38 protein-coding genes and 2 pseudogenes are annotated in these 24,943 nt (G+C 38.4%); 31 read left to right on the top strand and 9 right to left on the bottom strand.

What is annotated here, in order from left to right; genetic code table 11:
* Positions 1 to 2 precede the first annotated feature (2 nt).
* From NMK50_RS01585 to NMK50_RS01575, 3 genes are all read right to left on the bottom strand, one after another.
* Positions 3 to 731, bottom strand: coding sequence for a Rha family transcriptional regulator (locus NMK50_RS01585; RefSeq protein WP_254769729.1), 729 nt, complete (start codon positions 729 to 731; stop codon positions 3 to 5).
* Between the two features lie 62 nt (positions 732 to 793).
* Complete coding sequence (locus NMK50_RS01580; RefSeq protein ID WP_254769730.1) at positions 794 to 1,183, bottom strand: hypothetical protein; 390 nt, start codon at positions 1,181 to 1,183, stop codon at positions 794 to 796.
* A 213-nt stretch (positions 1,184 to 1,396) separates the two neighbouring features.
* Positions 1,397 to 1,696, bottom strand: a complete 300-nt coding sequence (locus NMK50_RS01575; RefSeq protein WP_254769731.1) for a helix-turn-helix domain-containing protein — start codon at positions 1,694 to 1,696, stop codon at positions 1,397 to 1,399.
* Between the two features lie 92 nt (positions 1,697 to 1,788).
* On the opposite strand from NMK50_RS01575, the gene NMK50_RS01570 reads away from it, so the two are divergent.
* From NMK50_RS01570 to NMK50_RS01515, 12 genes and pseudogenes are all read left to right on the top strand, one after another.
* Positions 1,789 to 1,929, top strand: a complete 141-nt coding sequence (locus NMK50_RS01570) for a helix-turn-helix domain-containing protein (RefSeq protein ID WP_254770610.1) — start codon at positions 1,789 to 1,791, stop codon at positions 1,927 to 1,929.
* 239 nt (positions 1,930 to 2,168) lie between these two features.
* Entirely contained in the window at positions 2,169 to 2,492 is a 324-nt protein-coding gene (locus NMK50_RS01565; RefSeq protein WP_254769732.1) for a dATP/dGTP diphosphohydrolase domain-containing protein, read from the top strand.
* On the top strand, positions 2,489 to 2,893 hold the full coding sequence (locus NMK50_RS01560; RefSeq protein ID WP_254769733.1) for a hypothetical protein: 405 nt from the start codon (positions 2,489 to 2,491) through the stop codon (positions 2,891 to 2,893). The genes NMK50_RS01565 and NMK50_RS01560 overlap by 4 nt, the downstream gene beginning before the upstream one ends.
* A 405-nt stretch (positions 2,894 to 3,298) precedes the next feature.
* The gene (locus NMK50_RS01555; RefSeq protein ID WP_254769734.1) at positions 3,299 to 3,757 is read left to right on the top strand and encodes a crossover junction endodeoxyribonuclease RuvC; all 459 of its coding nucleotides are present in this window, start codon (positions 3,299 to 3,301) and stop codon (positions 3,755 to 3,757) included.
* A 3-nt stretch (positions 3,758 to 3,760) separates the two neighbouring features.
* A complete protein-coding gene (locus NMK50_RS01550; protein ID WP_241438038.1) occupies positions 3,761 to 4,054 on the top strand; it encodes a DUF1376 domain-containing protein in 294 nt (97 codons plus the stop codon).
* A gap of 40 nt (positions 4,055 to 4,094) precedes the next feature.
* Entirely contained in the window at positions 4,095 to 5,195 is a 1,101-nt protein-coding gene (locus NMK50_RS01545) for a DUF1376 domain-containing protein (protein WP_254769735.1), read from the top strand.
* A complete protein-coding gene (locus NMK50_RS01540; protein WP_254769736.1) occupies positions 5,113 to 5,616 on the top strand; it encodes a hypothetical protein in 504 nt (167 codons plus the stop codon). Before NMK50_RS01545 ends, NMK50_RS01540 begins: the two co-directional genes overlap by 83 nt.
* A 168-nt stretch (positions 5,617 to 5,784) precedes the next feature.
* Complete coding sequence (locus NMK50_RS01535; RefSeq protein WP_254769737.1) at positions 5,785 to 6,123, top strand: hypothetical protein; 339 nt, start codon at positions 5,785 to 5,787, stop codon at positions 6,121 to 6,123.
* Between the two features lie 234 nt (positions 6,124 to 6,357).
* Positions 6,358 to 6,652: pseudogene (locus NMK50_RS01530) on the top strand (Rha family transcriptional regulator); the annotation flags it as partial.
* Positions 6,653 to 6,924: 272 nt separating this feature from the next.
* Complete coding sequence (locus NMK50_RS01525; protein WP_309486012.1) at positions 6,925 to 7,239, top strand: hypothetical protein; 315 nt, start codon at positions 6,925 to 6,927, stop codon at positions 7,237 to 7,239.
* A 307-nt stretch (positions 7,240 to 7,546) separates the two neighbouring features.
* Positions 7,547 to 8,081: pseudogene (locus NMK50_RS01520) on the top strand (hypothetical protein).
* A 50-nt stretch (positions 8,082 to 8,131) separates the two neighbouring features.
* On the top strand, positions 8,132 to 8,626 hold the full coding sequence (locus NMK50_RS01515; RefSeq protein ID WP_254770609.1) for a hypothetical protein: 495 nt from the start codon (positions 8,132 to 8,134) through the stop codon (positions 8,624 to 8,626).
* Positions 8,627 to 8,711: 85 nt separating this feature from the next.
* Here NMK50_RS01515 and NMK50_RS01510 read toward each other — a convergent pair whose 3' ends face one another.
* The gene (locus NMK50_RS01510) at positions 8,712 to 9,017 is read right to left on the bottom strand and encodes a BrnA antitoxin family protein (RefSeq protein WP_254770608.1); all 306 of its coding nucleotides are present in this window, start codon (positions 9,015 to 9,017) and stop codon (positions 8,712 to 8,714) included.
* Positions 8,995 to 9,294, bottom strand: a complete 300-nt coding sequence (locus NMK50_RS01505) for a BrnT family toxin (RefSeq protein WP_254770607.1) — start codon at positions 9,292 to 9,294, stop codon at positions 8,995 to 8,997. The genes NMK50_RS01510 and NMK50_RS01505 overlap by 23 nt, the downstream gene beginning before the upstream one ends.
* A gap of 194 nt (positions 9,295 to 9,488) precedes the next feature.
* On the opposite strand from NMK50_RS01505, the gene ssb reads away from it, so the two are divergent.
* Together ssb and NMK50_RS01495 are read left to right on the top strand one after the other, a co-directional pair.
* Positions 9,489 to 9,932, top strand: a complete 444-nt coding sequence (gene ssb, locus NMK50_RS01500; protein WP_254770606.1) for a single-stranded DNA-binding protein — start codon at positions 9,489 to 9,491, stop codon at positions 9,930 to 9,932.
* Positions 9,933 to 10,243: 311 nt separating this feature from the next.
* The gene (locus tag NMK50_RS01495; protein WP_254770605.1) at positions 10,244 to 10,780 is read left to right on the top strand and encodes a hypothetical protein; all 537 of its coding nucleotides are present in this window, start codon (positions 10,244 to 10,246) and stop codon (positions 10,778 to 10,780) included.
* Positions 10,781 to 10,783: 3 nt separating this feature from the next.
* Here NMK50_RS01495 and NMK50_RS01490 read toward each other — a convergent pair whose 3' ends face one another.
* Together NMK50_RS01490 and NMK50_RS01485 are read right to left on the bottom strand one after the other, a co-directional pair.
* Positions 10,784 to 11,206 (bottom strand): type II toxin-antitoxin system HicB family antitoxin, encoded by a 423-nt coding sequence (locus tag NMK50_RS01490; RefSeq protein WP_254770604.1) that lies wholly within the window; start codon positions 11,204 to 11,206, stop codon positions 10,784 to 10,786.
* A 20-nt stretch (positions 11,207 to 11,226) separates the two neighbouring features.
* The gene (locus NMK50_RS01485) at positions 11,227 to 11,409 is read right to left on the bottom strand and encodes a type II toxin-antitoxin system HicA family toxin (RefSeq protein ID WP_241438030.1); all 183 of its coding nucleotides are present in this window, start codon (positions 11,407 to 11,409) and stop codon (positions 11,227 to 11,229) included.
* A gap of 351 nt (positions 11,410 to 11,760) precedes the next feature.
* On the opposite strand from NMK50_RS01485, the gene NMK50_RS01480 reads away from it, so the two are divergent.
* The 7 genes from NMK50_RS01480 to NMK50_RS01450 all read left to right on the top strand — a co-directional run bounded on the left by NMK50_RS01480 (position 11,761) and on the right by NMK50_RS01450 (position 15,875).
* Positions 11,761 to 12,081 (top strand): hypothetical protein, encoded by a 321-nt coding sequence (locus NMK50_RS01480; RefSeq protein WP_254769745.1) that lies wholly within the window; start codon positions 11,761 to 11,763, stop codon positions 12,079 to 12,081.
* 42 nt (positions 12,082 to 12,123) lie between these two features.
* A complete protein-coding gene (locus NMK50_RS01475; RefSeq protein ID WP_254769746.1) occupies positions 12,124 to 12,663 on the top strand; it encodes a hypothetical protein in 540 nt (179 codons plus the stop codon).
* Positions 12,664 to 12,749: 86 nt separating this feature from the next.
* Positions 12,750 to 13,001 (top strand): AbrB/MazE/SpoVT family DNA-binding domain-containing protein, encoded by a 252-nt coding sequence (locus NMK50_RS01470; protein ID WP_254769747.1) that lies wholly within the window; start codon positions 12,750 to 12,752, stop codon positions 12,999 to 13,001.
* Entirely contained in the window at positions 12,998 to 13,396 is a 399-nt protein-coding gene (locus tag NMK50_RS01465) for a type II toxin-antitoxin system VapC family toxin (protein ID WP_254769748.1), read from the top strand. Before NMK50_RS01470 ends, NMK50_RS01465 begins: the two co-directional genes overlap by 4 nt.
* A gap of 324 nt (positions 13,397 to 13,720) precedes the next feature.
* Complete coding sequence (locus tag NMK50_RS01460) at positions 13,721 to 14,311, top strand: antA/AntB antirepressor family protein (protein WP_254771150.1); 591 nt, start codon at positions 13,721 to 13,723, stop codon at positions 14,309 to 14,311.
* 563 nt (positions 14,312 to 14,874) lie between these two features.
* Positions 14,875 to 15,600 (top strand): Rha family transcriptional regulator, encoded by a 726-nt coding sequence (locus tag NMK50_RS01455; RefSeq protein ID WP_254770603.1) that lies wholly within the window; start codon positions 14,875 to 14,877, stop codon positions 15,598 to 15,600.
* On the top strand, positions 15,597 to 15,875 hold the full coding sequence (locus NMK50_RS01450) for a hypothetical protein (RefSeq protein WP_254770602.1): 279 nt from the start codon (positions 15,597 to 15,599) through the stop codon (positions 15,873 to 15,875). The genes NMK50_RS01455 and NMK50_RS01450 overlap by 4 nt, the downstream gene beginning before the upstream one ends.
* A 52-nt stretch (positions 15,876 to 15,927) precedes the next feature.
* On the opposite strand, the gene NMK50_RS01445 is transcribed toward NMK50_RS01450, so the two are convergent.
* The gene (locus NMK50_RS01445; RefSeq protein ID WP_254771149.1) at positions 15,928 to 16,209 is read right to left on the bottom strand and encodes a type II toxin-antitoxin system YafQ family toxin; all 282 of its coding nucleotides are present in this window, start codon (positions 16,207 to 16,209) and stop codon (positions 15,928 to 15,930) included.
* Entirely contained in the window at positions 16,196 to 16,459 is a 264-nt protein-coding gene (locus NMK50_RS01440) for a type II toxin-antitoxin system RelB/DinJ family antitoxin (RefSeq protein WP_254770601.1), read from the bottom strand. Before NMK50_RS01440 ends, NMK50_RS01445 begins: the two co-directional genes overlap by 14 nt.
* Positions 16,460 to 16,583: 124 nt before the next feature.
* Here NMK50_RS01440 and NMK50_RS01435 point away from each other — a divergent pair, with 124 nt between their 5' ends.
* The 10 genes from NMK50_RS01435 to NMK50_RS01390 all read left to right on the top strand — a co-directional run bounded on the left by NMK50_RS01435 (position 16,584) and on the right by NMK50_RS01390 (position 24,678).
* Positions 16,584 to 17,165 carry a hypothetical protein gene (locus tag NMK50_RS01435; protein ID WP_254770600.1) on the top strand — a complete coding sequence of 194 codons (582 nt, stop codon included), beginning with the start codon at positions 16,584 to 16,586 and terminating at the stop codon, positions 17,163 to 17,165.
* On the top strand, positions 17,158 to 19,086 hold the full coding sequence (locus NMK50_RS01430; RefSeq protein WP_254770599.1) for a phage terminase large subunit family protein: 1,929 nt from the start codon (positions 17,158 to 17,160) through the stop codon (positions 19,084 to 19,086). Before NMK50_RS01435 ends, NMK50_RS01430 begins: the two co-directional genes overlap by 8 nt.
* A gap of 3 nt (positions 19,087 to 19,089) precedes the next feature.
* Entirely contained in the window at positions 19,090 to 19,338 is a 249-nt protein-coding gene (locus NMK50_RS01425; protein WP_254769754.1) for a phage head-tail joining protein, read from the top strand.
* Positions 19,338 to 20,882, top strand: coding sequence for a phage portal protein (locus tag NMK50_RS01420; RefSeq protein ID WP_254770598.1), 1,545 nt, complete (start codon positions 19,338 to 19,340; stop codon positions 20,880 to 20,882). The genes NMK50_RS01425 and NMK50_RS01420 overlap by 1 nt, the downstream gene beginning before the upstream one ends.
* Positions 20,872 to 21,939: a S49 family peptidase gene (locus tag NMK50_RS01415; protein ID WP_254770597.1), complete on the top strand. Its 1,068-nt coding sequence runs from the start codon at positions 20,872 to 20,874 to the stop codon at positions 21,937 to 21,939. The genes NMK50_RS01420 and NMK50_RS01415 overlap by 11 nt, the downstream gene beginning before the upstream one ends.
* Positions 21,822 to 22,202 carry a hypothetical protein gene (locus NMK50_RS01410; RefSeq protein ID WP_254771148.1) on the top strand — a complete coding sequence of 127 codons (381 nt, stop codon included), beginning with the start codon at positions 21,822 to 21,824 and terminating at the stop codon, positions 22,200 to 22,202. The genes NMK50_RS01415 and NMK50_RS01410 overlap by 118 nt, the downstream gene beginning before the upstream one ends.
* Positions 22,199 to 22,567, top strand: coding sequence for a head decoration protein (locus tag NMK50_RS01405; protein ID WP_254770596.1), 369 nt, complete (start codon positions 22,199 to 22,201; stop codon positions 22,565 to 22,567). The genes NMK50_RS01410 and NMK50_RS01405 overlap by 4 nt, the downstream gene beginning before the upstream one ends.
* A gap of 12 nt (positions 22,568 to 22,579) precedes the next feature.
* Positions 22,580 to 23,656 (top strand): major capsid protein, encoded by a 1,077-nt coding sequence (locus tag NMK50_RS01400; protein ID WP_254769758.1) that lies wholly within the window; start codon positions 22,580 to 22,582, stop codon positions 23,654 to 23,656.
* Position 23,657: 1 nt separating this feature from the next.
* On the top strand, positions 23,658 to 24,014 hold the full coding sequence (locus NMK50_RS01395; protein ID WP_254770595.1) for a head-tail joining protein: 357 nt from the start codon (positions 23,658 to 23,660) through the stop codon (positions 24,012 to 24,014).
* A 370-nt stretch (positions 24,015 to 24,384) separates the two neighbouring features.
* Positions 24,385 to 24,678 carry a type II toxin-antitoxin system RelE/ParE family toxin gene (locus tag NMK50_RS01390; RefSeq protein WP_254770594.1) on the top strand — a complete coding sequence of 98 codons (294 nt, stop codon included), beginning with the start codon at positions 24,385 to 24,387 and terminating at the stop codon, positions 24,676 to 24,678.
* Positions 24,679 to 24,943 lie beyond the last annotated feature (265 nt).

Here is a 24,943-nt window from a genome sequence, read left to right as displayed (position 1 = left end):
CCTTAATGCACGCTTTGTCTTTTGATTTCTTGAGAAAGCACACCAATGCCTTTTGTTGTGATTTTTGCAGAAGGAATGACTTTATTCATTCCACCAGAAGTTTGAATAGTGATGGTAGGACAATCCATCAGACCTTTTTGGATTTTGTCTTGATAAGGTAACAGATGCCCATTTGCCATGCGTCGATAGACCCAACCCTTTTGCTGTAAGAAGAGAATGAACTGTTTTGGTTGCATTTCGAGTATTTTAGCAGTCTCGGTAAGACCAAAGAGCCCATCATGGCGTTGTAAACTTTCAAGAGCCATTGCCTTTGGTTTTAATTCTGCAATCATATTGTCTTTTTGTTCATTCTCATTTTTGAGATAATTTAAAACCCCTAACATGACTTGTGGACTAGAGTAATCGATTTGCGGTGCCACTACTTGCTGTTCTAATTGTTGCCACCGATCTATGATCTTTGCTCGTAATGCTGTGCTGTAACCTGAGACGAGGATTAAACATTCGTGTTTTGGAAGATTATAACAATTTTGAGGTCTACCTTGCGTGTCTAAATAGGTCCCCCCAAATTTGGGGAGACCCCCTTCATAGTATAATTCTTCAAGCATTTTCTTGATATCACGCATAACATGGTCATGCCGTTTACTACACAAATCGGCAATTTCAACACTCGATATGGTTTGAATAGCTTCGTTCTTAAAAGGACTTTCTGCTGTTGTGACAAGATTATGCATGCCTGTGCTCCATTTGTGATGATATTTGAAAGAAAGGAAAGGAGGCGTTTTTAAAAACGCCCTTAATAGTTTGGATAATTTGGAAGAACATCCCAAAAAGTCAGGCGGTGCTGCTCTTCATAAGTACCGTAGACTTCATCATTATATTTTTCGTCTGCAATTTCTTCTAAAAGACTATCGTAGGCAGCGCTTTCACCTACATAATAATGAACCTTACTGTCCTCATCGAGAAATTCTCTGTTTTCTTTTATGTATACTTCTGCGATTTCTTCAGAAATATCTTCGCAACTGTTTTCAGAAGGATTTATGCGAAAGATTTTTATGGCATCATCTGCCTCGTCAATCATTTCTAAAACTTGGCTTTCATCAAGTGGGCCCGAATGCCCAATGTGTTCATCATCACAGACAACTAATAAAATTTCATCGGAATTAATAAGAATTGGCTTATCCATAATTTCCCCTCCCTGATGCCTCTTGGCGATCTCTTGTGTTTGGTTTATGGATATGTTTATACCGTAATGGTAATATTTAGTCAATACCAAAATGGTTATTTTTTGTATTTTTATATTTGAAAGAGGGACAAATGATAGATAAAAATCTACTGATTAATGCACAAATACTAGCGTTTTGGGAAAAATTAACAGAGGAAGAAAAAAAGAAATTCATTACTTTTTTTCTTGATAAAATGAAGAAAGAAGATCAAGAAGCTTAACTTTATTATCATAGCTTAGGTGTTCAAGCATATCTTCTATTTGTTCATCTAAGCTATTTGTTTGTTGCTCTGAAAACATTAGTTGTTTAGGTGTAACAGCTAAGTGAGGTGCTAAACGTATAGCCCATTCTTTTGTTAATTTTCGCTGTCCATTCTCTAAGCGAAAAATCTGTGGCTGACTTGTGCCGGCTAATTCGGCTAATTTTTTGGAGCTTAACCCCATTTTTTCTCTGAAAAATTTTAAATTATTCATGATTCTTATCCTATTAAAAAAAAATATCTTTCAAATACCAATGTGGTAAAAATCTTCTTACATTGAGATTACCGTTATGGTATTATTAGCGAATGTTTAAGCTAAAATCATATTTATTGAAGAATAATATTACTTACGCTGAGTTTGCAATTTCTGTAGGTGTTACACAGACATCAATAGCACGTTACATAAATAACAAGAGATTTCCTCAGCCTAGAATAATAAAAAAATAGCGAAGATTACGGATAATTATGTAAGTCCTAATGATTGGTATCAAGAAAATTTTGCTACTGTAATGCAAAAAAAAGCAACATTACAAGCACCCGCATTTGTTGATGATTTGTCTGTTCGTGTAAAATCACCCAAACAACGTAGCATGTCGCAACAGCACAATTCACACTCTTAAAAGAGATCAAATTAATTGTGCGCCATCATGGTGCACACATATAACACGCACTGTAGGGGGATAATCATGGTTTTAAAAGCACATAAGAATGATATTGGTAAACCGCGTGTTGATCTTATTCCACCACTAACGTTGCTTGATATTGGTCGTGTTTTAGAGTTTGGAGCAAACAAATACAGTGCTAACAATTGGCGTCATGGCATGAACTGGAGCCGTTTGTATGGAGCTGCTTCACGTCATTTATTAACATGGTTTGGTGGAGAGGATAAAGATGTCGAGAGTGGTTTATCACATTTGGCACATGCGGCTTGTTGCCTTCTTTTCTTAATGGAATGCGAAGCAAAACAGATAGGTCATGATGACCGCGTTAAGAGCAATGGACAGAGATGACTATGCGTTTAAATGCTAGTGAGATTTTATTAGCGGCAGCATTCTTGATGTTTATAGTGTTGCTTTTTAGCGGGGTGATGTTTCGTTTTGCATTGCATTATCGTGACCAAGTTAAAGCGCTTAAAGAGCAGCTCATAACTTTAAAAAACAGTATGAAAGCTGTTGATAAACAATACACATGGGCAATGAGTAAAGCTTCAAAAAACGTGGCAAAGACAGTTAGTGATCGGAATATTGCGGTAAAAGAGCGAGATGAGACTATTACAGCATTGAGACAAGATCTTGAGTGGTATGGTGAGATGCTTAAAGCACGCGATGAGGAAATTGAAAAACTGAAACAAGATCTAAAGATGCGTAGTGAAGTGGTTAAAACGCCATCCCATAAGAAGAAAAGAAAGTGAGGAAAAAAAGATGAGTGAGACAGAGATAGCTTTAGGTATTGTATTTGTGATCTCTGATTTAATTATAATCTCCGTTGTTGTCGCGGAAATATTAAACAAAAAGAATGATAAACTCCGTGAGATCATTTCGAAAAAACAGAAAATTTTACACGATTTGAAAATGCATATCTTTAAGAATGGGGTGGGAACATGAATCTAGGTGAATTAATACTCTACTTATTCATATCAATAAATGTAGTGTTTTTTACTGCAATGATGGTTTTTATATTTTTAGTTGCACCGATTTACATAGTGTATACTTCTGCGCAACCCGTCATAAAAAAGAAGAAAATTCTTAAGGAATTAGATGCTGAGATTGAGAGTTTAAAACACAAGATTAATGAGAAGTAGGTACTGGTAATTTAGATGTCTCATACAATTCTTTGCCTTGATCTAGGTACCAAAACGGGCTGGGCAATATGCGGTGCAGATGGTCACATATTCAGTGGCACGGTTAATTTTCAATCACGCCGTTTTGCAGGCGGGGGTATGCGTTATCTGCGCTTTAAACAATGGCTTACAGAAATGAAATCAACAGCCGGTAGTATTGATGCCGTGTATTTTGAAGAAGTGCGCCGGCATGTTGGTACTGATGCGGCGCATGTTTACGGTGGTTTTCTAGGTCATTTAACAGCTTGGTGTGAACATCATGAGATACCTTATGAAGGCATCCCTGTTGGCATAATTAAGAAGGCAACGACAGGAAAAGGAAATACCTCAAAAGAAGAGATAATACAGGCGATGTGTGCAAAGGAACACAAGCCTAAGGATGATAATGAAGCGGATGCTTTAGCAATTTTAGATTTAATGAAAGAAGGGGAATAAGTAATGTCTGAAAAAACATCTTGGATAAAAATTAATGTAGAAAAATGGCTTCTTGACCTCGCTGCTTTGCCCCCTACTGAAGGCAATATTTACATGAGGTTGCGATTAAGAATGCTACATACTGGCAAACCTCTTACGAACAATTTACGAGCATTGGCTTCATTAGCACGCTGTTCAATTGACGAGCTTAATGATGCATTTGATCTCTTATCTGAAACTGGACACATCTTTCTTTTGGATGACGAACATATCTGGAGTGTAGATGTTGAAGAAGAGCTAAAAAATAACACGCAATAATCAGAAGCCATATGGCATAAGCACAAGAAAGAACAAGAGAATGGCTAATCAATTACCTTGGGTCCGTAATTTTTATCAAGAGTGGATTATGGACTTTGCTGGTACTGATGCAGCAGAGAAAGCTACTTATAGTACACTCACTGCTCTCATGTATCGAGCCTGTGAACCGATTTATGATGACACTTCTGCTTTAGCACGCATTGTTGGTTGTTCAGTGCAAACGTTTAAAAAATCATTAGAAAAACTCATTCGAAAAAAATTAATTCTTCAATTAGAAGATGGCAATTTGTGGAGTACACAAGTCGAAGAAGAATTAAAAAATTGTAATGAAAATTTAAACAGGCTTTCGGAAAAAGCTATCAAAGCTGCAAACACTAGGAAAAATAAGCAGAAAGATAATGCATCAAAAGAATATGATGCGTCTATCATGACATCATCACAAGATCATGATGATGTCATCATGACCTCATCACGACAACACATTAACAATAACATTAACAGTTATAATAAAAAAACTAACACTATCGTGTTAGCAAAAAAAGAAATTGATTTTGAAGATTTAGAAACAAACGAACAGGTTGACGAGCCTTCAGAAGATCATGATTGCGAAAAGCGAGCAGATGCAATCGAAACGGTGGCAGAGGATCAACCTCTCATTCACGAGCAAGAAAACGTTCCCAAAAAAGCCAAGCGTTCTCAAACCAATCGTGGTTGTCGATTACCGGACGATTTTGAACCTAATTTGCAATACGCAATCGATAAAGGCTTAACGCATGATGAGGCGCTGTTAGAAGTAGAACGCTTCAGAAATTTTTGGCAGGCGAAATCAGGAAAGGATACGACCAAAAGCGATTGGCAAAAGGCGTGGTACAGTTGGATTACACATCCGGATTATGGACTATTAGCCAAGAAAAAAGAAAAATTAGAAAGGGAAAAACGGTATGGAAAACCGATCATTGAAAACACGAGAGAACAGCGCGGTAAATCTTATCGAGTTGCACAATACATGTCCGATATCAAAAATTCAGACAGTGCGTACAAGTTTTTATTCGAGGACGATGAAAGAACCACCATTCCTTTGGTTACCGGGACAAAAACCCTCGATTGCAGAAGCGGAGAGAATTACCTCATTAGCCAATGATGCGTTGAAAAAACTTGAAAACAAAGCAACTGAAGAGGAAATCCAAACCACGTATCTAGTGTTGTCAAATGGTCTCAAAAGCCCATCAGAATATGATGAAAAATCAACAGCGCTTGCGTATTTTTACACGCTGGACGGTATAAGCAGCTGGGCATTGCAAACGGCAACAAAGAACGCTTTGAGAGGCAAAGCAGAAGGTTTAAATGCAACTTTTATGCCATCAACAGCCGATTTTTATCGCTATTGTGAACAGCTTGAAAGCAACATACACATGAATATCGATTACCTCGTTAGAAGCCTTCAAAAACCTGAGATACAGGACAAAGGGAAAGAGATGCCTTTAACACCAGAGGGTGCAGAAAAGTTTGAAGCAGAGCTGAGTGAAGTTTTAAAGGGTCTTGAAGACGAGATAGCAAAATAGTGAAAAGTGCTGATCATTTTGTGATTGGATATGTGTTTAAATCGACAAAAAGAGACCATACAAAGCAATCTAAAGATTTTTTGATGCCCAAACATAAAAATCTAAAAACGCTCTGTACAGTCAATTTTGAGGCAAATAGACCAAGTGGTAAAATTATGGACTAAAAACATGAGAATTTTCAAAGATTTGTTTTTAACAAAACGTAAGCAACCGCAAAAAAAATTTGTTGCAACAGCTGTCGGATATGTACCATGGGGGGATGGAGCAGCTGAATATTTTTACAATCTCTACGAATACGAAGATGGCGCAAGAGAGTGTGAAAAATTTGATGGTGGGCAGTATTACACTATACCAAAAAATGCAGATTACAGTACCAAAGCGCAAGTGAAAGCATGGCTATATGGTGGTAGAGTGCCTAAAAGCGTCCTGAATTACGAGCCCCTCATAGATGAAATCAACAAGGAAATTAAAGCCCTTGCAACCCAAAAGGACACGATAAAATGCTAGATGATTTCATGAACAGCTTGACAAATTTTTTAAAGCTATTAGGTTACAAGGTAGGCTTAAAACACCTGTAACCAATCGGTTCAACAGTATCCCGAAAGATCTGTTGCTCTTCATTTAATTAGTCCAGGGTCTTCACGTGGATGTCCAAGGGTAACCTAAAGACGTGAAGGACTGAATTGGTTCGGTTGTTTTAGCCCTGGATACTTAAACTTTTAAAACAAAGGAACCAATATTATGAATACTTTAGTACATACTCAAACTACGTTAACAATGTCTAGCCGTGAAATTGCAAAGTTGTGCGATAAAAGGCATGACAATATTGTAAGAGATATTCTGCAAATATGTACTGACCTCAAAATTGAGGTGAGTGCATTTCAAGGAACTTATAAGGATTCTACAGAACGTAAATTAGTCTGCTACAACCTTCCTAAACGTGAATGCCTTATTTTATTCGGGGTATAGTACAGTGTTACGTGCTAAGATCATTGATCGCTGGATAGAACTTGAGAGACAAACACAAACCGATTATGATAATGATACACGCTTTGATGATTTTAACTATCTTCGCCAATATGTTTTGACAAATTATCCTAAAATCATGGGTATAATTTTTGGTCGTCTTTTAAAAATAGATGAAATTGAAAAAGAGCTTGATCATTACAAATCCGTCACAAAAGAAGCTAAGCGCGTTTTAACGAAGGTGTCGTCAAGGCAGCGTAAACAGACGCCTAGGCGCGGCGGGGGCGCCTCTTTTCAAATTCTTATTAAAATTTTATCAACTATTAGATTAGGAACTTACCTATGACCACTATAAATGTATCTAAAAAATATGAATTTACAGATAAAACCAGAAAAATTGAAAGTGTCACACTTTATCGCATTCGTGCCTTAAGAGATTTTGGAAATGTTAAGGCTGGTGATCTTGGTGGTTTTATTGAAAAAGAAGAAAACCTCTCTCATGATGGCAATTGCTGGGTTTATGATGATGCTATAGTTGCAATGAATGCCGTCATTTCTGAAAATGCAAAAATATTTGGCAATGCGTATGTTCGTAATGAAGTGAGTGGTGATGTTATAATCAATAGTCGTGAAAAAACTTTAGAACACGTAGTATAAATAATGGCACGGGGGGTGCCTTTTTATTACAAAAAAGCCGTGTCATATAACGACGCGGCTTTAATTAAAAAAAAATAAACAATTGAAAAGTAAAAAATGGGATTCATATTGTAGATTCAATATGTTATAATGATTTTATTTGTGATTACAACCCGTAATGTATTAATACTTTTATATTGTGTAAGATTTCAGTTCATTCCCATATAAGGATTTCAAGTAGATGCAAGAGAAGACAAGGTGGTTTGTAACTTTATATAAAAAAATAATTTAAGAAATTGAGATCATAATTTTTCTAGGGGAAATAGATATGTTTACACATAAGCAGCTAAGAGCCTTGTTAGGCGTTATAAGTTTTATATTTTTATGTTTTTTAGGAATAAAAAAATATTGACTTTATTCAGACTATTTTGACATTCGCGTCTGTTTCTTTGGTAATAGTAACAATTGTTTTTGCAATTTTATGCAATTCTCATATTCCTTATGAATTGCAAAATAATCTAAAATATCAATGCGGCAATACAACAGGTTGGCAGAGATTAACACGTGATTTACAACAATATATGCATAGGCTCTTAAAGCTCATAACTTTAGCGCTTGTCGTTTTAATTTTTCCAAATAGTTATAAAGAAACGGTTTCTTTGCCCGTCATTTCTCAGTACGTAGAGCACAAGCTTTCTTTTTCATTGGATAGTGTACTTTGGTACTTAGATATTGCTCTTTGGTATTTAAATATTGTACTTTGGTATTCTTTCTTAGTCTGTGTATTATTTCTTATTTTACGTACACGCAGTTTGATAAATATATCTATTTACACACTACAGTGCTCCATTAAAAAGCCATAGTAAAATTTCCGATTTTGATAGAGTTTTCGTTATCTATACAGGAGACTTCAGTGAACAGATTAACACCTCAATTTGATGGAAAGACTAAGGTTCTCCTTGATATGCTTGATGTCCATCTGAAAAAAAATAATGGTTTTATAAAAACTGATTTTTATGACTTTAAGTATATATACGACGGTCCTTTTTTAGTTTCTGAAACCAAGTCTTTTCCACTTGAATCCATTATAATCGTAAATATCGAACAACCAACAGAAAATGAAAGAGATCCAATGGATAAAAGCCCAGTTACGCATGTTTTTGATTATTTAGAAAAAGTTCGTAAAGGTGAGGCTTTCACAGTGGATGGATGTCCAATACCACCATCTCAAAATGTTCCTGTATTTTGCTATATTGTCTGCGATTTAACTGAAAGTATGAGAAGATCTTGCAGGTTTTTGGATTTAACTAAAACAAACGATGGTATGCGATATTTTGGTTACAATAAGAATTACAAAACCTATATAGAAGTTTTGTCTTTTGAAAAGCTTAAAAGCTGGAGAAGCTAAGTGGGGTTTAACAAATCCCATAGCAAAAACTGCTTAGTTGAGTGGACTGCTGACTTTCACCTCGCCTTAAAAGATGGAGTGGATATTAACGCATTGAACGCATCATAGCATCACGTAAGATAGCATTGATCCGCGTTTGGTAGCCTTTTCCTTGACTTTTAAGCCATGCTAACACGTCTGAATCCACACGCACTGTTGTAACAGTTTTCGTTGGTTTATAAAATGGATTGCGAACGGCGTTTTTCCAGAATGCATCATCAAGAGTCGGAATATCACTATGATCAATCGTGCTGTCCGGCATTGCAGCCAGTTTATCAATTTCAACTCTCTGTTCATCTGTCAAAGGTGATAAGTTACCTACATCAATTTCATAATGAACTTTCTTCTTCATAACGTTTCCTTTCTTTCGAATTGGCTCGCCGCGCTGAAATAATGCGGATTACCTCTATGCCCTCTTTATCGTCATGGACAGTATGCGCTACGAGCAGCAGTAAAAAACCATCCACAAGTCCTAAAGTTTGCCAACGATATTCTCCGTTTTCAATACGGTCTTGTCTAACCATAGCGAATGGGTCTGCAAAAACACGCGCGGCTATTTCAAAACTCACATGGTGCTTTCTAAGATTACTTTTTGCTTTAGTCTTATCCCACTCAAATCTTATTTTCATATCTTATGTTAATACATTTTTGTATGTATATCAAGGGTTTTAAATAAATACTGAACTATTGATGTTTTTTTTTGCATATAAAACATAATATAATACTTTAAAAAAGTGTTATTAATAATTGAGAATATTGAATAATATTAAAAATTATGCTAAGATTTAGCACGTATTAAAGCACAAATTTAAGGTAAAAAAACATGCTGAACAAAGTGATGCTAATTGGGCATTTGGGGGCTAATCCCGAAAGCAAAACCATGAATAATGGTACTGAGGTGGTCCATTTTCGTATGGCTACTTCTGAGAGCTATACTGATAAAGCAACCAATCAAAGAGTCAACAAAACCGAATGGCATTCTATCGTCATTTTTAATCCACATCTGGCAAAAATTGCTCTTCAGTATCTCAATAAAGGTTCAAAGGTCTATGTAGAAGGCAAATTACAAACGCGCAAATGGAAAGATAGAAATGGTAGTGAACATCTTGCAATAGAGATTGTCTTGCCACAGTTCAAAGGCGAGTTGAAACTTTTAGATAGCAAAAATGATGACAATCAAGAACACGCATCATCGCCTTATGACAAAAGCTACAAGCGACCTCTTGATATGCCTACAAACACTTTAAATGACGAAGTTCCTTTTTGATTGGAGGCATTAATGAATAAAGCTGTTACAAGTGCAAGGCATAAATATTTATCTTATAACAGAGCAACAGATAGAGGCATTAAAGTATAATTATAGATTGCAAAAGAATTTTAGCAGCATGGCAGGTGTTATAATTGCGGTGCTATCTTTTACCATTTTGGCTTAGTTACGTGGTGGAGTAGAAGAAAAGATTATTCCACTTTTTATCATAGGTTTCGGTTTAATAATATGGCTGTTCCTTTTGGATCAAAAAACACGATCAATGTCAGATAAGATTTGGCAAAATATTCAACAGATATCTGAGAACATAAGTGAAAAAGAAACGAGCAAAACGTGGACGTCCACGAATTAAGGGATGTGTAAGAGAACCAAATGGACGCATCTCAAGAGCAAAAACACCGCGTGAACCTGTTGATCAATTGGCTATAGAAATGCGTGCTAAACGCTTTGGTTTATCCATAGAAGATGCCAAAAATCCGCTTTCCGGTACCTATATCGGGCGGCTTTATTTGCAAGGTCAACTTACTCAAGATCAATATGAGGCTGCACAAAAGTATCTCCAAATCAGAAACAATTACCTCTGTGCAAAAGTATTACCTAGTGCTGTTTATGATAATTTTACTCCTTCATCAAATGGAGAAGCACAAAAACGGTGGATTGAAAGAGCAACTGATTGTTATGAAAAAATGAAAGAGATTATCAAAGAAGCACAATATCTATATCGCCAACACAATTTTTATGCCGCATTACAATATCTTGTTATAGAAGATCAAATGCTACCACATCTTGTTAATTCACTCTGTATTGTACTTGATGCGCTTCACAAACATTTTGCGCAAAACCGATAGTTGTCAAGCGGCATCTTGAACATGAATGGTAACCTCTTTTCCAAGAGTAAGGAGAGTGGATTCTAAAGCGTCTAACTTTGTTGCGTGATTTAAATCCAACAATCGATCAATTTGTATTGGGTGAAGTTCTAAAAGACGTACAAGATCAGCTTTACGTAAGTTTTTTTCAATCATAGCGTTATGTATTGCAATTTTTAAAGTCACTAATGAAGAAACTTCAACAAAAGGATAGATAGCATCATACGCTCCCAAAGGAACAACTTCACGATCTTGGAAACGCCCCATAATAACTGTTAAAAGGGCATTTTTAGCCTGTTCTAAAGCTTCTTTTTCGTCGTTACCGTAGGTAATAAATTCCTGAAAATCTTTAGAGATGACAAGAAGAGTATCATTATCATCTTTGATAAATTTGATTGCATATTTCATTTGCACCTCCATATTCAAGCTTATTTTAGACCAAGATCTTTAAGAATCTTCTGAACTAATCCTGTTCCTAATTCTTTACGTGTACCATGCATAGGTAAAACAGACTTTTTAGAACCGCGCTTTACAAGCAAATGTCCACCCTTCCCTGCAGTAAAACTACAACCATGCTTTGTAAGATATCTTTTCAATTCTTGACTGTTCATTATAATAATATAACATCTAAAATGTTTTAACAAAACACAAATGTTGTATTAAAAGAAAATAAATAACACTTTCTAAAAACACCAGATTTTGATTAAAAAAATAAAAAAAATACTAGATTATGATTTTTTCTGTTGACATCGTGTAAAAAATCGTATTTTATGACGGCACGGCACTAGTTGTATTGTGTCTAAAATTCAAAAATGTTCCCCAAAAATTTAGTAAGATGTAGACTTGAAACAGGGCTAAAGAGCCTGGTTTTCTTGGTAATTCTGGCTTGTCCATTCTTTCAAATCGTAACAAGTAATATTTGACGCATGATGTCATTAAATCATTCCTCAAAAGGAGCAATAATGAAAGCTATCATCACTAAACCAATCTGTGTCGTTGGCGACAATAAAAGCACCGTTCGTTTTGAACCTTCTACACAAAATACCCCTTTTGTTGAGGTTTCAAATCAGGTCTATGCTCGTCTCAAGCGTGCCAATGCTGCAAAACCTTTTGTTGAAAGCAAAACAAATGCAAAGCCTGATACGACAAGTAAAAAGGTTGAAAAAGAAGAAAATAAAAATGGTCAAATATCAACTGAAGAAGTGGTAGAGGAAATCACACCCAAACAAACCAAAACATCTAAAGTTTTTAAGCCAGCAACATCTACTCCAAAAAAGGCTTAGACGTTGAAATTAATTATCCACCAAAAATGGTATCTTCAACAAATGAAAGATACCTTTACAAATCTTCAAGCACCACGCCTGAATTGGGCTTTGCGTAACGCTGTAAATACCGCAGCAAAACAAGTGGAGCGCTTTGCCGAAAAGAAAGTTTCTGAACTTACATCAGCCAAATCAAAGCGTATCAAGAAAGGTGTTTATATTAAAGGCAAGGCTACAGCACAGCTTCTCGAGACAGATATCATTGGCTCTGGAACACCGATACCTCTTAAATTTTTTAAAGCAAGAGAAACAAAACATGGTGTGACCTACACAATGTTTGGTAAGAAAGAAATCTTACCCCATGCTTTTATTCGAGGTGGAAGTTTTCCTAAGCGTGTTGAATTAAAAATGGGCAACAATGTTTTTCAAAGAGCCGATGGTGATCAATTCCCTATTGCCAAACAAGAAGGCCCCTCAATTGCTGGGGTAATGTCCAAGCCAGAAATTGCAAATACTATTACACAATATGCCAATGAGAGATTAATCAAAAATATCCAGAGACAACTTGATCGTCAAAAATATGTTGCTAATAAGAAACATTAAACCGTATTTTAAACTCTTTTATAGTAATTGAAATTCACATTCTATATATTTATGTTTATAAATACTCAAATAGAAAAGGATTTTTCATGGTTTCACTAACTGTTACGACAAAGGGGCAAATTACATTAAAGCGAGATTTATTGCAACATCTCGGTGTCAAACCAGGTGAGCAGATCAATTTTGACAAGCTACCAGGTGGTGAACTTCGGGTAAAAGCAACACAAGCTGTCGGCACAATTGATAATTTTATAGGACGACATGCTGGAAAGGTAAAAAAGCCGCTAACCATTGAGGAAATGAACGAAATCGTTGCTTCTGGTTGGGCGGGTGAAGAATGAAAATTTCTGTTGATACAAATATTTTAGCTCGTGCTGTTTTGCAAGATGATGAAAAACAGAGTAGATTAGCGAGTAAGCTCTTAAAGCATGCTTCACTCATCGCTGTTTCTCTCCCTTGTCTATGCGAGCTTGTTTGGATACTTCGTCGAGGTGCTAAACTTTCAAAAGAAGATATAGCGATAACACTTCGTGACCTTCTTACGGCTAGTAATGTAGTAATGAATCGACCTGCTGTTGAGGCAGGGCTTTCTATTCTTGAAGCTGGTGGTGATTTTGCGGACGGCATTATGGCTTATGAAGGCAATTGGTTAGGTGGTAAAACTTTTTTCTCATTCGATAAACAAGCTATCAATTTACTAACGAAAAAAGGACAGAAAGCAAAATTTCTTTCCTAATATTTTTGTTATGATTTGTCTGATTTCAGTAAAATATATTTTCTTTCTTGACAAGATTCACGGAAAGGATATATCGTTAAGTCAGGTGCCTAGAAAACACCTCAAAACAACAAGCGGATTGGTTACCGAAATAATCAGTCTTCTGTACATTAAAGACTTTGACTCGTTATATGCTACACGCATATAATAGCTTTGTCGGGTGTGGTTATGCTATACAATACCCTTTCGGGGGAAAGGCATAACGACGGGCTTGTTGCCGTGTTTTCTAGCGCCCGACATCTTCTTTGGATGTCAATAGAAAACCTTAACAACAAGGAGTTCATGATGAACACTCTTATTAAAATTACAGAACCAATTATTGATCAAGAAACTGTTCAAGCTGTCAATGCACGCGAACTATATACGTTTTTGGAAGTCAATTCTAATTTTAGAGACTGGATAAAAAACCGTATTAAAGAGTATGGTTTCTTAGAAAACAAAGACTTTATGAGTTTTACTAAAAATTTAGTAAAACCTAACACCTCTCAAGAAAAACAAGACTTGGTGAGTTTCGGTAAAAATTTACCGAAATCTAAAAGTGGTCGTCCAAGTACAGAATATTATATCACTCTAGATATGGCGAAAGAGCTCTCAATGGTTGAAAGAAATGAGAAAGGTAGGCAAGCTCGTCGTTACTTTATTGAGTGTGAAAAGAAACTAAGAAGCCAATCTGTTGATTATGATAATGATACACGTTTTTCTTTTCCAAAAGATTGGGAAAAAATGTCCCCTACTAAAAAGGCTGTTTACATTTATGGACCTCTTCATATGCATCTTGTCAAAGCTTTTACATTAGCAGAAGAAAGCAAGCACTATAAAACTTTAATCAAAGAAGCTAAACAGGTGTTAGCAAGATCTATGACAAAAGCTGCTTAGATAAAATATAATCTCATCTTCTCCACTTTTAGAGTGGGGAGGATGCTAATTAAAAGAAAATTGTCAATTATGTCTCTTCTATTCCATAAAAAATGCAATAAAATCAATGCAAAAGGCACTTCCCAGCGGGTTGGGAGTGTTGCGGGGCAGGACAGCGCGAACTATCGCTAGCGTTAGAATTTTTTAAATTGGCTGTACATTGTACACATAACACATTGATAAATAACGATTTCAATATGTGTACTGTACAATATATGATTATTTAAAGACAAAAATTATCGAAAGAGACTTGACATTATTTCTGTAATATATATTTTCGAATCAGGTGCTTCAAAAACACTTTAAGCAACTAGCGGATGGATTGCCGAAACAGTCTCTTCTCCGCCGATTAAAAGTTTTGACTCGTTGTATGTTACACGCATATAATGATATTGTCGGGTGTGGTTACGCCATAAAATACCCTTATGGGAAAAGTGTAACGACGGACTATTGGCCGTGTTTTTCAGCGCCCGGCACTCTTTTGTTGAGTGTCAATGAAAAACGTCTAACCAATAGGAGTTCACATGAACACTCTTATAGAAATTAAAGAAAGCACTGTTAATAGTGCGAACACTCAAACTATGTCTAGTCGTGAGATTGCTGAGTTATGTGGAAAACAACATAGCAATGTTATGCGGGATATAAGAAATATGTTAACTGAATTAGGAGAGAAAAGAGGTGAATTCAAATTTGAAGCCACCTATTTAGACAAACAAGGTAAAGCCAAAAATTGTTACCACTTGCCTAAACGCGAATGTTTAATTCTTGTCTCAGGTTACAGCACAGCGTTACGAGCAAAGATCATAGATCGTTGGCAGGCAGTCGAAACACAGGTAGCAACATCACAAATAGACTACTCAAGTCCTCAAGCAATGATTGGTTTCTTGAATCACTTACAAAGCCAAATCGAGCAGAAAGATCATGTGATTGCCGAGTTAGAACCTAAAGCAAAAGCACTTGATGGTTTAAAACGAAGCGATGGTTTGTTTGGTTTGATTGAATCCGCAAAAATGTTAGAAGTACGACCAAAAGATTTAACCGATTATTTGCGTAAACATGATTGGGTCTATCGAAGGGCTCCAGGTGCTCCTTTGTTACCCTATCAGGATAAGATCAAAAAAGGTCTCATGGATTGCCCTGCTATCACTATTCAAAGACCAGATGGTACAGAAAAGGTGCTCCCTTCAACAAAAATCAAATCTAGAGGATTGGCTTGCTTGAGAGAACAAATCCATGGAGGTGTGCAATGAAGGTAGATACCAATTTTTTATGCGATTTGTGGATGGCTTTGTTTCAGCTTGTCAATTGTGAAGATATTAAAGATAAAGACTGTAGCGCACTGGTTGAAGTCATGGGCATTGTAGAAAAAGCTTTGATTTTAAAACTTCAAGATGATGCACCAAATATTACAAAGATTTTAGCAGTCCTTACAGGTTTTGGAACTTCAGAATTACCGCATATCATGAATCCATTATTGCAAGCTTATGCTCCCAATATTGAAAACCCTGTTGTGAAAGCTGCTTAAACAAAAACATATCCCTCCCCGTTCTCAAAAGTGGGGAGGATGTTAATTAAAACTACAGATTAAGCTGTGAATGAGAACCAAGACGCACCAAAATAAGCCTATCTTGACCAATTAATCGATAAATCAAAACCAAATCAGGTCGAATATGGCAATCTCGATAATCTTTCCAATTTCCAGTTAATGCATGATCATGATGTCGAAGTTCTAAAGGTTGATCATTTGCTAACGCTGCAATGATTTGGCGCAAATCAGTCTCTAAAAGATGCCGATATCGCCCTCTCATTTCACGCTTAAAATCACGTTTAAAGACAGTGGTACGTTCAATCGTCCGCATATAAATCATCAAATAATTCGTCTACAGAATTAAACTTTTTTAAGTTGCCTTCATCTAATTCAGTAAAAGCCGCTATGGTCGCTGCATTGGGTTGAAATAAGAAGGACGGAATAGCTTTATCTTGGGCAATACGCGTCATCAACACTCTCACAACATCACTCACCGATAAGCCAGAGGCTTGAATAACTTGATTAGCGACATTTTGGATCTCTTCTGGTACACGCGCTTGCACCATGCGACTGGTAGCCATGATGATTTCTCCTCTCTTAACTGTATTGCAATGTAATACAATTGAAGTTTGATTTCAACCGCAAAATATTTTGCTTTCCTGATACGCCATTAAGTATCACTTTTTAGAATAAAGAGACTACCTAATGAACAAGAAGCATCGTGAAGGTCTCTCGGTTCGCGCTTTTGCCAAGAAGATGGGTGTGTCGCATAATGCGGTGGTTTCTCGGATTAAAACAGGCAAATTTGATGCTGCTCTTTTTGAAGATGGTTCAATTGATGAAACCCTTGCAACAGCGATATGGAATGAGAATCCTACAAAGCGCACTGCTTCACTTTTAGCACCTGATGGACAACGGCGGACAAAGATCAAAAAAGCTTCAACAGATGGAGCCAACGAATACAAGATCAAACTGGAGAGAATGCAAGTTGCACTTGAAAGAGAGAAGATTGCTCTGGAAAAGTTACGCGAAACAACTGTTGACCGTGAAGAAATGAAAAAAGCAGCGCGTGAATTTGGAAGAGCACACCGTGATGCCATGTTAAAATTTCCTCACCGTTTCGGTGCAAGCATTGCAGCACAAGTGGGATGTGATGCGGCGAGCCTTATTGGTGCCATTGATTATTACATGAGAACAGCTTTGCTTGAGGCAGTTAACATTCCAGTGCCTTTTCATGATCCTCCTTCTCCGGAGTTAGAAATCTTGCAAGAAACGAATAATGGATGAAAATGCAATCAAAGAATTTTTCGCCTATGCCAATGACGCACGACAACCAGATCCACCGTACACGGTTTCGCAATGGGCGGATAAGAATAGATACCTTAGCACCGTAGCAAGTGCAGAGCCTGGATTGTGGAGAACAAAGCGTACCCCTTATTTGCGCGAAATCATGGATAACCTTTCCTCTTACATGCCAATTGAAACAACAATTGTCATGAAAGGAGCGCAAATTGGAATGTCTGAAGCAGGATTGAACTTCTGCGGTTATGCTATTCATTATAGTCCGGGACCCGCTCTTTATGTGATGCCTACTGTCGAGACCGCGAAGAAACTGTCAAAAACGCGTCTTGATCCAATGATTATGGCAAGCCCTGTTTTAAGTGAACGCATTGCCCCTGCCCGTGCACGCGACAGCGGAAATACAATGTTTTCGAAAGAATTTGATGGGGGAGCATTGATGCTTACCGGAGCAAACAGTGCTGCTGGTTTGCGTTCCATGCCTATTCGTTATCTGATTTTGGATGAAGTTGATGCCTATCCTCTCAGTGTGGATAACGAAGGTGATCCCGTGATGATTGCCGAAAAGCGTACCTCAACCTTTGTGCAGAGAAAGATTTTTAAATTGTCCACGCCAACACACCGTGACACAAGCCGTATTGCCAAAGATTTCGTGCTTGGTGATCAAAGATATTACAACGTCCCTTGTGATAAGTGTGGGGTTCTACAGCCCATTGTTTGGTCGCAAATCAAGTGGCCGAAAGGTGCCCCCGAAAAAGCTGTTTTTGTTTGTGCCCATTGTGGTCATGAACATGCCGAGCACAGAAAAACTGATCTCATGAGTGAGGAAAGAGGTGCGTGCTGGGTTCCTACAAGTGAATCAACGAGACCGAATTTACGCTCTTATCATATTTCGGCACTCTATTCACCTTGGCTAACGTGGGGAGAATGCGCAAGAGAGTTTTTAGAAGCGAAAGATGATCCAGCGCTTTTGCAACCTTTTGTTAACACAGTGCTTGGAGAGCCATGGGAGGACAGAACAGGTGAAGTTGTTGATCCTGATAGCCTCTATGCAAAACGCGAAGATTATCCCATTGCACCGCCGCAAGCCGTGTTATTGACCGCCGGCATCGATGTGCAAAACGACCGCTTAGAGCTTGAAGTGGTTGGATGGGGGCGTGGTGAAGAAAGCTGGCACATTGATTATCAAGTCATTCCCGGTGATCCATCTTCTTTTGAAGTATGGGACCAACTGGATGAATATCTGACAAGACGCTGGTCACACCCTGGTTACAAAGATGGCATCAGAATAACAGCGGCTTGTATTGATACCGGTGGTGGACATACACAAGCCGTTTACAATTATGTACGCCCCCGTGAAGGACGACGCATCTGGGGACTTAAAGGACAGGCGGGATGGCGTGCGGTATGGCCACGCCGTCCAAGCAGAAACAATAAAGGACAGATTAATCTCTATATTGTTGGTGTTGATGCAGCAAAAGATATTATCACGGCACGATTAAAAAAATCCGGTCCTGAAGCATCGGGGGCTGGTGCAACACACTTTCATAAAAGCCTTGATCGGGAATATTTTGACCAGCTCACGGCTGAAAGAAAAGTCATCAAATATTTTAAAGGCTTCAAGCGCATAGAATGGCAAAAAAGTGAGAAAGCAAGAAACGAGGCTTTGGATTGTAGGGTCTATGCTTATGCCGCTTTACAGGGGCTAATTTCGGCAGGAATAAATCTTAATCGAGAAGTTGATATCTTAGAAGAGCGTTTGGAAAAACTTAAAGTTGACGCTTCTTTAGAGCAGCCAACATCAGGGATTTCTTCATCCACTTCTCCCAAAAGAACACAGGCAGCACAGCCTCAAAAGAAAAAAATCAGAATGGTGATCAGCCCTTATATGCACGGGGATTGGAGGTAATTTGTGGATGAAGAATTGAAGCAAATAAACAGCAAAACTGACAGACTGGAAAGTTTAAAAAGGCGGCGCGAACAAATTGAAGAGGCTCTCTATTCGGGAGCACAATCAGTGCGTCATGGCGATAAGCAAGTAAGCAACCGTTCTGTTGAAGAATTGCGCAGAGCACTTGAGATGCTGAATACACAAATAGCCAACCTTGAAGGACGCAAGCGTTCACGTGTTTTCTATTTTAATATATCACGAGGCTATTAATGGCTGGCTTTATCAATAAACTCACGGACTTTTTTAAAATTTCTCGTCAACACAATCCGCCTTTTGAGGCTGCAAGCAAAAGCCGTCGCATGGGTGGGTTTGACCCCGCAAAAAAACACATCAATAAAGCAATTGAAGAATGCGGTGATACCATTACTGCTCGTTCAAGATGGCTTTATGACAATGAATCTCTTTATGGCTCGGCAACAGAAGAATGGGTTTCCGCAGCTGTGAGTGATGGGATTAAACCTTATCCTCGCATTGAAGGGTTTCAAGAAGAAAAGAAAAAGCTTTTAGACTTATGGTGGCAATGGGTTGATGAGGCGGATTATGATGAGGATGCGAGCTTTTATGGTCTGCAAGCAACAATTGCACGAGAAGTCTTTTTAACCGGCGAATGTTTTGTAAGACTGCATTATGTTGACCTTTATGGACGCTCTGGGGTGCCTCTTCAATTACAAATCTATCCAACCGAAATGCTGGACCTCACTTACAATGGACCTGCGGAAATTAAAGGCAATTACATTCGTATGGGTATTGAATTTGATGCCAGTGGCAAGCGTGTTGCTTATCATTTCTGGGAATACCACCCCTATGATGATTGCCCTGCAAACAGTGCATTTAAGAGCCAAGAGCGCGTGCGTATCCCCGCAAGAATGGTCCTTCATATCAAAGAGCGCCGTATTGCCGGACAATTGCGCGGTTCTCCTAAAATAACACGCAGTATGACAAAGATCTTTCAACTGGAATCCTATGATGATGCAGAGCTTGATCGAAAAAGAACAGCAGCTCTTTTCGCGGCATTTATCTCAAGAAATCCCCCAAACGACGCCAAATTACTTGATAATCGTAACGAAAAAGACGTTGAAGAAGAATCCGAATTACCTGTCATTGAACCAGGTGGATCATTTTATTTAGGAGAGAATAGAGAGATAAAATTTTCAAATCCTGTTGAAGTTGGTGGTTCTTATGAAGCCTTTCAATTTCGCAATATTTTAAAAATTTGCTCGGCTCTCAATATGCCCTATGCCGTTGTCACTGGAGACGTTACGCGGGGTAATTTTTCCAATGTGCGCACCTCCATTATTCAGTTTAGACGTCACGTCAAACAATGGCGCGAACATATCATTGCCTTTCAATTCAACCGTATTGTCTGGGAGCGCTTTGTGGAAATGGCTGTCCTTGCTGGATGCGTAAAATTACCGGGATGGGAAGAAAATCCCTTGCCATGGCTTCAATGTGAAAGCTTTGCGCCCCCGCTTGAAATGATTGATCCAAACAAAGATATCTCGGCAGAAAAAGAAGAAATTCGCGCCGGTTTAAAAACACGACGAATGGCACTTGCCGAACGGGGTTTTGATATCGACAGCATTCATGCCGAACTTGAAGAAGAGCACACCGATGCTCGCGCCCGTGGTTTATCTTTTGATACCGATATGGCGGCACCCTCTGGTGAAAATCAAACGACGAATTTCACAGATTCAGATCCTTCTGAGACTTATGAAAGCAACCAAGGCAGTGAGGCGCACAAAAATGACCAATAATCTTGACATGCCGTTTTTAGTATCACGGCTTTTTGGTGTTCCACATATGCTTGCCTCGACAAAGCTTGATGTCATTCTTAATGCTCTTGCACCGCGTCTTTTTGCTGGAGAAAAGTTTACCCCTCAGGCTTTTTCGCAAGGGGATAGCGCATCTTTCAAACCACCTGAGAGTTACGTGGTGCGCAATAATGTTGCCATCCTACCTGTTCATGGCACACTGGTGCGCCGCGGTGCATGGCTTGGTGCCCTTTCAGGGTTAACCTCTTATGAAGGCTTAAGCGCCTCCTTTCGTGAAGCCATTAAACAACCTGATGTCCGAGCTGTTTTGCTCGATATTGACAGTGGTGGTGGAGAAGCCGGCGGGGTGTTTGATTTGGTTGAAGAATTCCAAGCACTCTCACAACACCATCAGAAACCAATTTGGGCGCATGCCAATGAATTTGCCTGTTCTGCTGCTTATGCCATTGCCTGTTCTGCTTCGCAAATATGGGTTGCTCGCACAGGCGTTGTCGGCTCAATTGGGGTGGTTTGTGCACATCTTGACCAATCAAGCGCCGATGAAAAACAAGGGCTTAAATGGACCTTTGTCTTTGAAGGTGATCACAAGGTTCATGGTAATCCTCACGAACCATTGGCTGATACCGCGCTTAAAAAAATGCAAGCAGATTGCGCCCTGCTCTACGAAATGTTTGTCGATTGGGTAGCACAAAATAGACCCCTGAATACTGATGCTATTCGTGACACAAAGGCAGAAACTTTTATAGGCACCCAAGCTATCGCGCTTGGATTAGCAGATGCGCAAGGCACTCTTGCGCAAGCTTTGGAATCCTTAACGGATTTCATCTCACCAAACCCAACAGTAACAGCAAAAGAAGGACAAAACACATGGCACGCACACAATATCGCGCCCAACAAGAAGATGATGAAAGGAGTGTCGACATCCTCGATGAAGAAGAGGATGAAAATGATCACGACATCGATAAAAACGCCGAAATCTTTGACGACAACGAAGACGAAGAGGAGGATGAAGACAATGAGGACAAGCGCGAAAACATAAAAGCCATCCTTGAACAAGAAAGAAAGCGCGCTCAAGCCCTGACAACCCTTGAAAGGCAAGCAAAGCGCCTCAGCGTTTCTTTCGATGCCGCAAAGGCTATTCAAAACGGTATGAGTATCGAGAAAGCACGCCAGTGCGTCTTGACAGAGGCTAGCTCTCAAAGCGCCTCTTTAAAACTATCGCCTTATGTTCCTCATGCTGATGGAGAGAGCAAGGCAAAAATTCATACAAAATGGCAATCAATTTGGAAGGTAATAAAATGAGTCATATTATTTATGAAGATGTTCGCAATGGCGCTTATCTTGGGCGCTACGACCCTGACATGTCAAATGAACAAGTGGTATTTGCATCAGGAGCCTTCATTGAGGCGGGGACTGTCATGGGAAAGATAACAAAAACGGAAAAATATGTCCCTCTTAATCCGGCAGCAGCAGATGGCAGTGCGGTGCCCGCAGGGATTTCTTATGCTACTGTTGATGCAACAGGTGAAGAACAACATGCCGTCATTACAGCGCGTTTGAGTACTGTAAAAGCTTCGGAACTGATCTGGCCCGATGCAATACTCGAGCAAGAAAAAATGGCAGCTATTCAGTCTTTAGAAGACAACAATAAAATTCTGTTGCGATAGGAGAATGCGCACATGGATATGAATTTTTTTAAACATGATGCTTTCTCAACGATAACAATGATGAAAGCGATTGAAAACTATGAGTTTCAACCGGGTCTTGTAAGCTCTCTCAATCTTTTTGAAGACGTTGAAACCAGCACCACAGTGGTTGGTATTGAACGGCGTGACAATACATTTTCGCTTATTCAAACCAGTGAACGCGGAGCCCCTTTAGCAGAAGGTGACAGAGACAGTCGTAATCTTCGGTTTTTTAAAACAACCCGTATTGCCAAAAGTGATACTGTGAAATCAGAAGAAATCCAAGACCGGCGTGAATTTGGCACAGAAGATCAGTTAGAGACGGCAATGAAATATATTGCCAGAAAACAAAAGAAACTGATTTCTGAAATCGAATTGACATGGGAAAATATGCAGCTTGGTGCTGTTCAAGGTGTTGTCCTTGATGCTGATGGTTCGGTGATTGTCGATTGGTACAAGGAATGGGAAATTACACCACCAAAGCCAATTGACTTTAAACTGGAGAGTGAAACAACCAATGTTGCTGATAATGTTGATCAGGTCATTATGAGAATGATTGAAGCTTCAAAAGGAGCGTTCTCTGACCGTTCACGGATTATTGGACTTTGTGGGAATGAATTCTTTTCCAAACTAAAAAACCATAAAACCATTCGTGAAACCTATTTAAACACAACCTTAGCGCAAACACTCAATAGCGCAGGAGGTGTTGCAACACCAAGTGCTCTTGGTACGGGGAGCTTTGGCAGTTTTGACTTTGCCGGTGTGACCTTTATCAATTATCGCAGTATTCATAACTATAATGTGAGTGCAAAGGCTGGGACAAAGCGTGCGATAGGAATTAAGCCTGATGAATGTCAATTCTTTCCTGTTAATGCGCCTGGTGTATTCCAGAAAACCTTTGCACCTGGTGAAAGCTTAGATTTTGCCAATACGGTTGGAAAACCTCTCTACACGATGCTAATCGTCGATCACGACCGTAATGCATGGGTAAAGCCTGAAGTCTACAGCTATCCGCTTTACATTTGCACACGTCCTGAAATGCTGTTCAAAGCCGTCATTGGAGGGAAATAACATGCTATGGCACGGGCTGCTTAACAAAATGGTAAAAGAGGTACGCAACACCTTTGGGCAGCCCGTCATCTATACGCGAAAAGATAACCAGCAATCTTTTCGGATTACAGCAATTTACGGCATCAAACATTCGGAATCGGATGCTGGTGGCAGAATACCAACAACAATCCCAAGAAAAGAACTTGATCTTTTTATCAATGATATTGGCGGATTGCCACCAAAAGCTGAAGATAGTGTCGTAGTGCTCGCCCCTGAAAATATTGAAGAGACAACCCAAGAGCGCTTCGTTGTCACAGATGTCCAAGCCTCAGAATCCGGTATGTATAAGCTTATTTTAAGGGAGGTTCATGGTAGCTAAGCAAACATAAAAAAAAATAAATATGTGTTTTTTTAAGTATTTAAACAAAAATATGAGTGTTTTTTATAGAAATTTGTATTAGTATGCATCCATTAGGAAAAGATTTCGTTATGTCCTGGAGTGAGGTTTATGGTACAAAAGTTTTCGATTTCAGGGACACTGAACAATAAAATGGACCATTGTCATTTGCATAGCGATGTTTCTGTTGTTAGGACTTTAAAGGTTAGCGAGATGAAATCATGAGAAACAAATAATTATCCTGAAGGATATATTGAATATGTTTATGAAAATGTGACAGCAGCATTTAATGATAAAAAGCCTCGTCTATCTTATGAGGAGTTTAAAAAAAAATTAGAAAAAATCAGCAATAATGGGTAATAAATATCGTATCGTCATTGCTGAGGATGCTGTGCGAGATTTAGAAAAAATCATTGAGTACATTAATATCCATAACTCTATTGCAGCTAAGCGATTAAAAGTAGAAATAATTGAAAAATTTGATGGCTTGTTAGAATATCCATTTCGCTATCGTGAAGGAATTGTCGATAATACTCGTGAAATGCTAACTGCTAAGAATTATGTTACGATTTATTCAGTTGAAAATGAAATTATAACCATTCTGCGTGTGCTTCACAGTGCTCAAAGATGGCCTTTTAAGGTTTAATTTAAAAAAACTTTTCTACTTTTAAACAACAACTATCGTAATTGTATCAAGTATATCGAGCATTATTCTCCCCTCCGCTATAAATTAAGGCTAATAAATTCAAAGTAAGTCGACAGATAAAGTAAATATGTGTCTATCATTTTTAGAAAATCTTATATTACTTCTTGACAATGTTATTGGAATATGAATAATCGAATCAGGTGCTTGAAAAACACTTTAAATACCAAGCGGATGGATTGCCGAAATAATCTCTTCTCCGCATATT

It is taken from the genome of Bartonella harrusi (assembly GCF_024297065.1).
Lineage (GTDB): Bacteria > Pseudomonadota > Alphaproteobacteria > Rhizobiales > Rhizobiaceae > Bartonella > Bartonella harrusi.
Note: the sequence above shows the minus strand (reverse complement) of the source record. Positions and strands in the feature narration are given on the sequence as shown.

Coding starts and splice junctions, on each gene's coding strand:
- NMK50_RS01585 (WP_254769729.1), bottom strand. CDS start 731: ATGCATAATCTTGTCACAACAGCAGAAAGTCCTTTTAAGAACGAAGCT.
- NMK50_RS01580 (WP_254769730.1), bottom strand. CDS start 1,183: ATGGATAAGCCAATTCTTATTAATTCCGATGAAATTTTATTAGTTGTC.
- NMK50_RS01575 (WP_254769731.1), bottom strand. CDS start 1,696: ATGAATAATTTAAAATTTTTCAGAGAAAAAATGGGGTTAAGCTCCAAA.
- NMK50_RS01570 (WP_254770610.1), top strand. CDS start 1,789: ATGTTTAAGCTAAAATCATATTTATTGAAGAATAATATTACTTACGCT.
- NMK50_RS01565 (WP_254769732.1), top strand. CDS start 2,169: ATGGTTTTAAAAGCACATAAGAATGATATTGGTAAACCGCGTGTTGAT.
- NMK50_RS01560 (WP_254769733.1), top strand. CDS start 2,489: ATGACTATGCGTTTAAATGCTAGTGAGATTTTATTAGCGGCAGCATTC.
- NMK50_RS01555 (WP_254769734.1), top strand. CDS start 3,299: ATGTCTCATACAATTCTTTGCCTTGATCTAGGTACCAAAACGGGCTGG.
- NMK50_RS01550 (WP_241438038.1), top strand. CDS start 3,761: ATGTCTGAAAAAACATCTTGGATAAAAATTAATGTAGAAAAATGGCTT.
- NMK50_RS01545 (WP_254769735.1), top strand. CDS start 4,095: ATGGCTAATCAATTACCTTGGGTCCGTAATTTTTATCAAGAGTGGATT.
- NMK50_RS01540 (WP_254769736.1), top strand. CDS start 5,113: ATGAAAGAACCACCATTCCTTTGGTTACCGGGACAAAAACCCTCGATT.
- NMK50_RS01535 (WP_254769737.1), top strand. CDS start 5,785: ATGAGAATTTTCAAAGATTTGTTTTTAACAAAACGTAAGCAACCGCAA.
- NMK50_RS01525 (WP_309486012.1), top strand. CDS start 6,925: ATGACCACTATAAATGTATCTAAAAAATATGAATTTACAGATAAAACC.
- NMK50_RS01510 (WP_254770608.1), bottom strand. CDS start 9,017: ATGAAGAAGAAAGTTCATTATGAAATTGATGTAGGTAACTTATCACCT.
- NMK50_RS01505 (WP_254770607.1), bottom strand. CDS start 9,294: ATGAAAATAAGATTTGAGTGGGATAAGACTAAAGCAAAAAGTAATCTT.
- ssb (WP_254770606.1), top strand. CDS start 9,489: ATGCTGAACAAAGTGATGCTAATTGGGCATTTGGGGGCTAATCCCGAA.
- NMK50_RS01490 (WP_254770604.1), bottom strand. CDS start 11,206: ATGAAATATGCAATCAAATTTATCAAAGATGATAATGATACTCTTCTT.
- NMK50_RS01485 (WP_241438030.1), bottom strand. CDS start 11,409: ATGAACAGTCAAGAATTGAAAAGATATCTTACAAAGCATGGTTGTAGT.
- NMK50_RS01480 (WP_254769745.1), top strand. CDS start 11,761: ATGAAAGCTATCATCACTAAACCAATCTGTGTCGTTGGCGACAATAAA.
- NMK50_RS01475 (WP_254769746.1), top strand. CDS start 12,124: ATGAAAGATACCTTTACAAATCTTCAAGCACCACGCCTGAATTGGGCT.
- NMK50_RS01470 (WP_254769747.1), top strand. CDS start 12,750: ATGGTTTCACTAACTGTTACGACAAAGGGGCAAATTACATTAAAGCGA.
- NMK50_RS01465 (WP_254769748.1), top strand. CDS start 12,998: ATGAAAATTTCTGTTGATACAAATATTTTAGCTCGTGCTGTTTTGCAA.
- NMK50_RS01460 (WP_254771150.1), top strand. CDS start 13,721: ATGAACACTCTTATTAAAATTACAGAACCAATTATTGATCAAGAAACT.
- NMK50_RS01455 (WP_254770603.1), top strand. CDS start 14,875: ATGAACACTCTTATAGAAATTAAAGAAAGCACTGTTAATAGTGCGAAC.
- NMK50_RS01450 (WP_254770602.1), top strand. CDS start 15,597: ATGAAGGTAGATACCAATTTTTTATGCGATTTGTGGATGGCTTTGTTT.
- NMK50_RS01445 (WP_254771149.1), bottom strand. CDS start 16,209: ATGCGGACGATTGAACGTACCACTGTCTTTAAACGTGATTTTAAGCGT.
- NMK50_RS01440 (WP_254770601.1), bottom strand. CDS start 16,459: ATGGCTACCAGTCGCATGGTGCAAGCGCGTGTACCAGAAGAGATCCAA.
- NMK50_RS01435 (WP_254770600.1), top strand. CDS start 16,584: ATGAACAAGAAGCATCGTGAAGGTCTCTCGGTTCGCGCTTTTGCCAAG.
- NMK50_RS01430 (WP_254770599.1), top strand. CDS start 17,158: ATGGATGAAAATGCAATCAAAGAATTTTTCGCCTATGCCAATGACGCA.
- NMK50_RS01420 (WP_254770598.1), top strand. CDS start 19,338: ATGGCTGGCTTTATCAATAAACTCACGGACTTTTTTAAAATTTCTCGT.
- NMK50_RS01415 (WP_254770597.1), top strand. CDS start 20,872: ATGACCAATAATCTTGACATGCCGTTTTTAGTATCACGGCTTTTTGGT.
- NMK50_RS01405 (WP_254770596.1), top strand. CDS start 22,199: ATGAGTCATATTATTTATGAAGATGTTCGCAATGGCGCTTATCTTGGG.
- NMK50_RS01400 (WP_254769758.1), top strand. CDS start 22,580: ATGGATATGAATTTTTTTAAACATGATGCTTTCTCAACGATAACAATG.
- NMK50_RS01395 (WP_254770595.1), top strand. CDS start 23,658: ATGCTATGGCACGGGCTGCTTAACAAAATGGTAAAAGAGGTACGCAAC.
- NMK50_RS01390 (WP_254770594.1), top strand. CDS start 24,385: ATGGGTAATAAATATCGTATCGTCATTGCTGAGGATGCTGTGCGAGAT.